The organism is Streptococcus sp. UMB0029, from assembly GCF_002871495.1.
GTDB lineage: Bacteria > Bacillota > Bacilli > Lactobacillales > Streptococcaceae > Streptococcus.
In genome coordinates this window covers 118402-125000 of sequence record NZ_PNGD01000009.1, presented here as the reverse complement: position 1 = coordinate 125000, position 6599 = coordinate 118402, and the positions used below count along the sequence as shown (strand labels likewise).

General features: G+C 36.7%; 11 protein-coding genes and 2 pseudogenes. 3 read left to right on the top strand and 10 right to left on the bottom strand.

Features of this window, described 5'->3' with window-relative positions; all coding sequences use genetic code 11:
• Positions 1–220 precede the first annotated feature (220 nt).
• From rpmF to CJ239_RS07710, 3 genes are all read left to right on the top strand, one after another.
• On the top strand, positions 221–403 hold the full coding sequence (rpmF, locus tag CJ239_RS07720) for a 50S ribosomal protein L32 (protein WP_000290417.1): 183 nt from the start codon (positions 221–223) through the stop codon (positions 401–403).
• Between the two features lie 15 nt (positions 404–418).
• Complete coding sequence (gene rpmG / locus CJ239_RS07715) at positions 419–568, top strand: 50S ribosomal protein L33 (RefSeq protein ID WP_001265622.1); 150 nt, start codon at positions 419–421, stop codon at positions 566–568.
• A 78-nt stretch (positions 569–646) separates the two neighbouring features.
• Complete coding sequence (locus CJ239_RS07710; RefSeq protein WP_102211129.1) at positions 647–1168, top strand: HXXEE domain-containing protein; 522 nt, start codon at positions 647–649, stop codon at positions 1166–1168.
• A gap of 37 nt (positions 1169–1205) precedes the next feature.
• Here CJ239_RS07710 and CJ239_RS07705 read toward each other — a convergent pair.
• The 10 genes and pseudogenes from CJ239_RS07705 to rpsD all read right to left on the bottom strand — a co-directional run.
• Positions 1206–1388 (bottom strand): annotated as a pseudogene (locus CJ239_RS07705) (toxic anion resistance protein); the annotation flags it as partial.
• Between the two features lie 611 nt (positions 1389–1999).
• Positions 2000–2227 (bottom strand): 16S rRNA processing protein RimM, encoded by a 228-nt coding sequence (locus CJ239_RS07700; protein WP_102211128.1) that lies wholly within the window; start codon positions 2225–2227, stop codon positions 2000–2002.
• A 38-nt stretch (positions 2228–2265) separates the two neighbouring features.
• Entirely contained in the window at positions 2266–2508 is a 243-nt protein-coding gene (locus CJ239_RS11585; protein ID WP_142367002.1) for a hypothetical protein, read from the bottom strand.
• 44 nt (positions 2509–2552) lie between these two features.
• Positions 2553–2822, bottom strand: a complete 270-nt coding sequence (locus CJ239_RS07695; protein ID WP_020900513.1) for a hypothetical protein — start codon at positions 2820–2822, stop codon at positions 2553–2555.
• Positions 2823–2905: 83 nt separating this feature from the next.
• The gene (locus tag CJ239_RS07690) at positions 2906–3166 is read right to left on the bottom strand and encodes a hypothetical protein (protein WP_180958241.1); all 261 of its coding nucleotides are present in this window, start codon (positions 3164–3166) and stop codon (positions 2906–2908) included.
• 25 nt (positions 3167–3191) lie between these two features.
• Positions 3192–3380 (bottom strand): hypothetical protein, encoded by a 189-nt coding sequence (locus tag CJ239_RS07685; protein WP_080710438.1) that lies wholly within the window; start codon positions 3378–3380, stop codon positions 3192–3194.
• A gap of 322 nt (positions 3381–3702) precedes the next feature.
• A pseudogene (locus CJ239_RS07680) lies at positions 3703–4993 on the bottom strand (IS4 family transposase).
• Between the two features lie 101 nt (positions 4994–5094).
• Positions 5095–5442, bottom strand: a complete 348-nt coding sequence (locus tag CJ239_RS07675; RefSeq protein ID WP_000395514.1) for a type II toxin-antitoxin system RelE/ParE family toxin — start codon at positions 5440–5442, stop codon at positions 5095–5097.
• Positions 5432–5719 (bottom strand): type II toxin-antitoxin system RelB/DinJ family antitoxin, encoded by a 288-nt coding sequence (locus CJ239_RS07670; RefSeq protein WP_102211126.1) that lies wholly within the window; start codon positions 5717–5719, stop codon positions 5432–5434. The genes CJ239_RS07675 and CJ239_RS07670 overlap by 11 nt, the downstream gene beginning before the upstream one ends.
• A gap of 164 nt (positions 5720–5883) precedes the next feature.
• The gene (rpsD, locus tag CJ239_RS07665; RefSeq protein WP_000092756.1) at positions 5884–6495 is read right to left on the bottom strand and encodes a 30S ribosomal protein S4; all 612 of its coding nucleotides are present in this window, start codon (positions 6493–6495) and stop codon (positions 5884–5886) included.
• Positions 6496–6599: the final 104 nt, after the last annotated feature.

Below are 6599 nucleotides of genomic sequence, written 5' to 3'. Positions count from 1 at the left end.
CTCAAACGTCTCACACTTAATTCCACCATAAAAATCCGTTTTAGACTAATTTCCACTTTGGTCAGGCAAGTGGAAGTTACTTTGAGAAGTTAGCATAGGAGAATTTTTTCATCTTTTTTTGTCAAGTAACTTTACTTTACAAAAAAAATGTGTTATCCTAGTATGGTTGATGAAAATCAGTAGATTGAATCGAATATAAATACCTAAAGGAGAAATCAAAATGGCAGTACCTGCACGTCGCACTTCAAAAGCGAAGAAAAACAAACGTCGTACACACTACAAAGTAACAGCTCCATCTGTAAACTTTGACGAAACTACTGGAGATTACTCACGTTCTCACCGTGTATCACTTAAAGGATACTACAAAGGACGTAAAATCGCTAAAGCTGCATCAGCTGAATAATAGAAGGGAGATACCATGCGCGTAAATATTACACTTGAACACAAAGAATCTGGTGAACGCTTGTACCTTACTTCTAAAAACAAACGTAACACTCCAGACCGTCTTCAATTGAAGAAATACTCACCAAAACTTCGCAAACACGTTGTGTTTACAGAAGTGAAATAATCATACCTAACTCAAAACGCCTTACTGGGCGTTTTTTGCTTTATTAGCTGGCAATCTATAACTTTTCAGGAGAGATTTATGACATTTTATCTTTGGATGTTTCCTCTACTTTTTATCTTTCACGATATGGAAGAAATTATCGGTCTTGTCCCTTGGATTCTTCTCAACGAAACCTTGCTGGCTCAAAAGGCTCCTGCTATTCTCAAGATTCACAAAGGAATTACAACAGAGGGATTTGCCCTTGCTGTTTTTGAGGAGTTTATTCTTGTCTTATCCATCACTTTATTAGCGTATTTTAGTCACTCTAGAGCGCTCGAATTGGTTTGGTTAGGAGGATTTGTGGCCTTTGCACTTCATCTCTTGCTCCATATTGGACAATCAATTCTTCTCCGCAAGTATATCCCTGCTCTGATTACTTCTACCATTTGTTTTCCTATCAGTGCTTATTTGATTACAGACATCGTGCATTTATGGCGAGTTTCGGCTAGCGAATTTTTCCTATTTTCACTGGTCGGTTCAGGCATCGTCTTCATCAATCTCCCCTTTGCTCTCTGGCTCGGGAAAAAATATTCCGCCTGGCTTGCCCACAAAAACGAATAAAATCCCCTGCGAATCTACATTACAGGGGGCTTGTGTGTTATTCTTGAACTTCTTTCTGGGCGGCCTTGCCTTGGTCTAGAAGGGCTTGGACGATTTTTTCATCGCGTAGCTTGATAGAGTCGTTGATTACTTCTGCAGACTTGACGATGGTTGTTTCTAGTTGGGCACATTTTGGGCGCTCCAATTCAATGGCAGCAACGATACCTTGGTTTTGTGCGACGCTATCAAAACAAAAGCTTGAAATATCGGAGGGGGTGTGTTAGAATGAAAGCATAAAGGGAAAATAATGCTTCTAGCATATATAACTAAAAAAGCCCCACCGTGCCACCGATGGGGTTTTTTGCTACCCTCTAAAAGGGTTAAATGCTACTTGCTACGTCTCTTTATCCATAGCTTGAAAAGCTCAGATAGTAAGTTAACAAGTAACGGAGCTAGAAAAAGGGAAAATAACTCTAGCATATATAACACCTCCCTTCCTTAAAGTGAGGGGGCCAAAATATTATATCATACCATATTTATATCATCAACATCGCATCATTCTTGGAATAGATAGACTTAGATACACCAATAACCTTACTAGCAAATCTCTATACAAACTCAGAAATCAAGCTTTTAAGACAAAGCAAAAAGCCCCTAGATTCATAGCTAAGGGCTGATTGACTTGCAAGGATAGGCAGGACTGTCGGGGCTCCTGCATTTCTCGACCCACTATAAGTGGCGCGTTGGTGACAGATTCTCAACCTCTATCTTCTTATCTTCATTATATCACTTTTTTCTCAACTTTCAATCTGTGCATCTGAATTTATTGTCTATCTTTTTCTCTAGTGTCCTTCAACCATATTGTACTTCAACCTCACTCATGATTTCCAGCAAAGTTTTCCCGTTAATCTGTAAAGAAATTAACTCACCAAAAGATACCACTTTATATTCATTATCTCCAAGTACGACTACAATGTCATAAACAGAATTAGGAAAAATACCACATACTTGACCCTTATAATCAAAAGAAGCGTCCCAACCATTGTCATACAATGCTCGTAAATCATCTAATATCGCCATAATATATCTTGATTTTCCTATATAAGATATTCCACAACTTATCCAAAGCCATACGAAAACTTATCTGGCAATTCTTTTCCTAACTTAATACTTTTAGTCAAAGTATCTTTGACAAACGAAGTAAATTGTCCTAAATCATCTCCAACATAGCTATATTCCAAAGTAGTTTTATCGATAGTTGCAATTCCTCTACAAGCTCCACTCACAATAGAATACTGCCTCTTAGACGAGCTATCTTCTATTTTGTACATCGTAATAATTTGTTTATCAATCTTTATCATTTTCTATTTAGTGTAAAATAAGGCACTGGAATTATTCTTGACTCTCAAAAATATAATTGCAACAAGGTATCGAAATCGTCTTCGAAAACATTTTGACTATTTTGCTTTATTTGCTCAATGATTTTATCCTTTTTATCTCTGTCCAAAGGGAGTGTTTCAAACGCTTCTTCTTTTACTAAGAATTCGCCATTTTCTCCCTGGAATTCTTTTGTAATTTTTCTAATATGACTCTCGAAATCGATAGATTGAAGTTCTTCGTCGTTGATGTTATCTTCAATCGCATCTAGCAACAAACTGATTGAAATTTTAATCATCTTTAAATACCTTTATTTTCTATTAGCCCTTATATGTCTTTTATCACAAACACCATATTATTGCTACAATTTCTATCGATCCATTAAGCTTCGCTATCCGATCTCCTAAATACCGCCTCTATATTCATCAAGTCGTCCTCAGTGTAGTCAATCGCAAATGTATCTATTTCTAAGATCGATTTAGATGGAGTTGATTGAATCATAGGGACACTACGTACCCTATACTCTTTTTCTCCAATTCTAACAAACTGATTGATTTTCAAATCTGAAAAATCAGGATTCTCAACATTAATAGAAACAAGACGATGCGCTATTCTATAAACATCAATTATCTCGTTTTTCATGTTTAACTTATCCATAATTATTATTTTAATACTTATGTTCTTGGTAATCAAAACCTATTTTAGATTTAATACTATCAAATAAATCTAAAATAGATTGTGGAGTGTCTTTCTTAAATGATACAGTAGGTTTATCCTGGTCTGGATAAACTTGGTCAACCCACTCATGAATTTGATTATAAAAAATCAACAGCTCTTTGCTTGGTGGTATCATCATATCTAGAACGAAACCTCCTTTACTTTAACTTCATTATAAACTTTCCTATTCTAATATTCAATCAACAAGAGACCATTACGATAGCTTTTTAGAAAATGGTAAGTATCCTTTGCTGTCTCTTTAATTCTTCTTAGTCGTCGTTAAAGCACCCTAAAGTGCTTGATTTATCCAAACAAAAACACCTTCCTATAGCAATGTCATTAAGTTAGTGATCTAACTACTTGAATAGGAGGCGTGATTGAGGTTATCAAAGTGATTCTCTATCCTATCTTCTATTTTTTTGCATGACAAATAAAGGTTTTTTCACCCTATTTTTTGAGATTTATGTTACTCTATAGATGAAATCAACTATCGATTGGGCCTTTATCTTTCTTGGATATTTTCGATTCGGTCGAATAATAGATAACTGTTTCTTGAGGTAGTTTTTCAACTGGAGGGAAGAAAGGGAAACGTTAAAAAACAAACGGCAGGCATAAGCCGCATCTGAGAAGCACACTTTATATCTTTGTTTTTTACGACTACTGTCGATGGCAACTTGCGAGGTTACCCAACGACAAAAGTTAAAATTTGTAAAGCGGGCAAAGATTTCTTGGAGAATCCCTTCCTTCTTTTTTGCATGAAAATTGACCAAGCCAACACTGTATTTCAGGTCACGAAAACTAGTCTCTATGCCCCATCTACTGGCGTAGAGATTTTTTAATTGTTGGACTGAATAGTCTGTATTCGTCACTAAAGTTTCGTATTTTCCTTCTTCCACTTCTAAACGCACCATACGAAAAGGGAGTTCATAGAGTGTTACAGGGTCTTGTTTTTGACTTGTTTCTGGAAGAAAATCAAAAGTAGAATTGTGTGGAATAAAATGATAGTCATTGGGACAGTCACGATAAAGTTTTTTGAGCTGATTGGTTTGCTTTCGTGATAATTTTAGAGAAAAGTTTTGATCAAAACACTCTGTATTTGGCAAGTTGAAGGAGGAACGCATGGATTGTTTTCCATCTCGAATACGGATGATATAAAGCCATCCTTTTTCTTGAAAATGAGCCATAAGATTATAACTTTCATAGCCTCTATCCATGATAACAAGAGCTTTCTCGAAAGGGAGAAGCCTCCATCATCTGAATCAGAGCTAAGCGCTCATGTTGCCTATGTTTGTCTTGAATAGAAACATCTCTATACACTCCAGTCGTCAAGTCGTATAGGGCATTTATGTGTATGAGATTATAGGATTTAACATCCGTTTTGGTTTGGATAGAGGTTTCTGTATTCATGGGATTTCGAGGAATACAGATATCACTCCCATCTGCAGCGAATATTGGAAGATTGGTGTTAAGTGGAATAGGTGCTGTAAATTCTTTAAATAGGGTATAGAAAGCCTCAGGTTTTATTTGATAGCGTCTTTGAACAAAGGCTGAATTTGAAACTGTCAGTCTGGCATCTAGTAATTCTTTTGACAGTGATTTCCCGCCCATTCCCAGAATTGTACGAATCATGGTTTCTAGTGATAACCTTCTTTTACGAGTAAAGGCCTGTTCATCTTGTTTGACGAACTCAACTTTTTGACCAAGGATACTCTGAATACTCTTATTCAAGTGGGCTTTAATCTGTTTTATCATGGGAAATATCTCCTTAACTATAGTTTATCACATAAAAAAGAAACCCAAATACAGAATTATATTTGAATTTCTTAACTTAATGACATTGCTTCCTATAGGCGCTATTTTTTCTTGAACAAGCGGATGTAGTCCTGTTTGCTATGAATAATATCTGATACAAAGACAGCTTTTCTGTCCTCTAAAATATGATAGAAGGCTAGGTAATCGCCTAAAATGATGCATCGAGTTTTGTGAGGTGGGTATATAATACCTCCTACTCTTTCGTCAGCATCAAATCCTGCTTCTGGGAAAACTTCAAGACGTTCCAAACCATAAAGAATATTCTTAACTGTGTTTGCTCCTGCCTGTTCTGAAAAGTAGTTAGCTGAGATATAATCTTTAATACCTCTTAGCTGTTCTTGTACCGTTTCGGAGATAATAAGGCTATATGAGTTCTCGTTAAATTCCAAGGTTAGCCCTCACTTCATCAAGACTGTAAGTTCTTCCATGTTCTAAATCTTCAAAGCTACGGGCAATTTCAGCACGCAACCCTGATAGAAGTTCTTCTCTTTCTTTGTCTACTTGAGTGTCAAATGGCAAGGCTTTATTTTCTACAATGTGTTCTAAAAACAAGTTAAAACTGGCTGTCATATCAAGATTTTGCGCTGTGATAATAGCTTTAGCTTTCTCTAACAAGTCTCTGTTAGTCTTAAAGTTTACCTGTGTGTTTTTTTCTAAAACATTCATAGTAGTATCTCCTTTTAGACTATTATATCACTTTAAACTATACAGGTCTAGTCGCGTATAGATACTTATAGCTGTATGCTTAAAAGCTATAAAAAAGCACTAAGGGAAAACGCCCCAAAGTGCTTAATATCAAGGCTCTAAAGCCTATCTGATTCAATAAAATATTACAACATTTTATTGTAGAATTCAACGACAAGTGCTTCGTTGATTTCTGGGTTGATTTCATCGCGTTCTGGCAAGCGAGTCAATGAACCTTCCAATTTTTCAGCGTCGAATGATACGAATGCTGGGCGTCCAAGAGTAGCTTCTACTGCTTCAAGGATAGCTGGAACTTTCAATGATTTTTCACGAACTGAGATCACTTGACCTGGAGTTACGCGGTATGATGGGATATCAACGCGTTTTCCATCAACAAGGATGTGACCGTGGTTTACGAATTGACGAGCTTGACGACGAGTAGTCGCAAGACCAAGACGGTAAACAACGTTATCCAAACGACGTTCCAAAAGAAGCATGAAGTTGAAACCTAGGATTCCGCCTTTGATTTTTGTAGCTTGTACGAATAAGTTACGGAATTGTTTTTCACCTACACCGTAAGTGAAACGAAGTTTTTGTTTTTCAGCCAATTGCAAACCGTATTCTGACAATTTAGAACGGTTGTTTGGTCCGTGTTGTCCTGGTACGTAGTTACGACGTGCCAATTCTTTACCTGTACCTGTAAGTGAAAGGCCAAGGCGACGAGCTTGTTTCCAAGATGGTCCTGTATAACGTGACATGTGAATGTCCTCCTGATATAAATAATATTTCGGTGGAAATAGTCACTTAGAAAGCCCTGATTCGTGCAGATGCCCTTCGCCTAAACAGCCAAGGTTACTTATCA

Excerpts from the sequence above, each read along its gene's own strand:
- rpmF (WP_000290417.1), top strand. The coding sequence starts at position 221 with ATGGCAGTACCTGCACGTCGCACTTCAAAAGCGAAGAAAAACAAACGT.
- CJ239_RS07695 (WP_020900513.1), bottom strand. The coding sequence starts at position 2,822 with ATGATTAAAATTTCAATCAGTTTGTTGCTAGATGCGATTGAAGATAAC.
- CJ239_RS11585 (WP_142367002.1), bottom strand. The coding sequence starts at position 2,508 with ATGATAAAGATTGATAAACAAATTATTACGATGTACAAAATAGAAGAT.
- CJ239_RS07685 (WP_080710438.1), bottom strand. The coding sequence starts at position 3,380 with ATGATGATACCACCAAGCAAAGAGCTGTTGATTTTTTATAATCAAATT.
- CJ239_RS07690 (WP_180958241.1), bottom strand. The coding sequence starts at position 3,166 with ATGAAAAACGAGATAATTGATGTTTATAGAATAGCGCATCGTCTTGTT.
- rpmG (WP_001265622.1), top strand. The coding sequence starts at position 419 with ATGCGCGTAAATATTACACTTGAACACAAAGAATCTGGTGAACGCTTG.
- CJ239_RS07670 (WP_102211126.1), bottom strand. The coding sequence starts at position 5,719 with ATGAATGTTTTAGAAAAAAACACACAGGTAAACTTTAAGACTAACAGA.
- CJ239_RS07710 (WP_102211129.1), top strand. The coding sequence starts at position 647 with ATGACATTTTATCTTTGGATGTTTCCTCTACTTTTTATCTTTCACGAT.
- CJ239_RS07700 (WP_102211128.1), bottom strand. The coding sequence starts at position 2,227 with ATGGCGATATTAGATGATTTACGAGCATTGTATGACAATGGTTGGGAC.
- rpsD (WP_000092756.1), bottom strand. The coding sequence starts at position 6,495 with ATGTCACGTTATACAGGACCATCTTGGAAACAAGCTCGTCGCCTTGGC.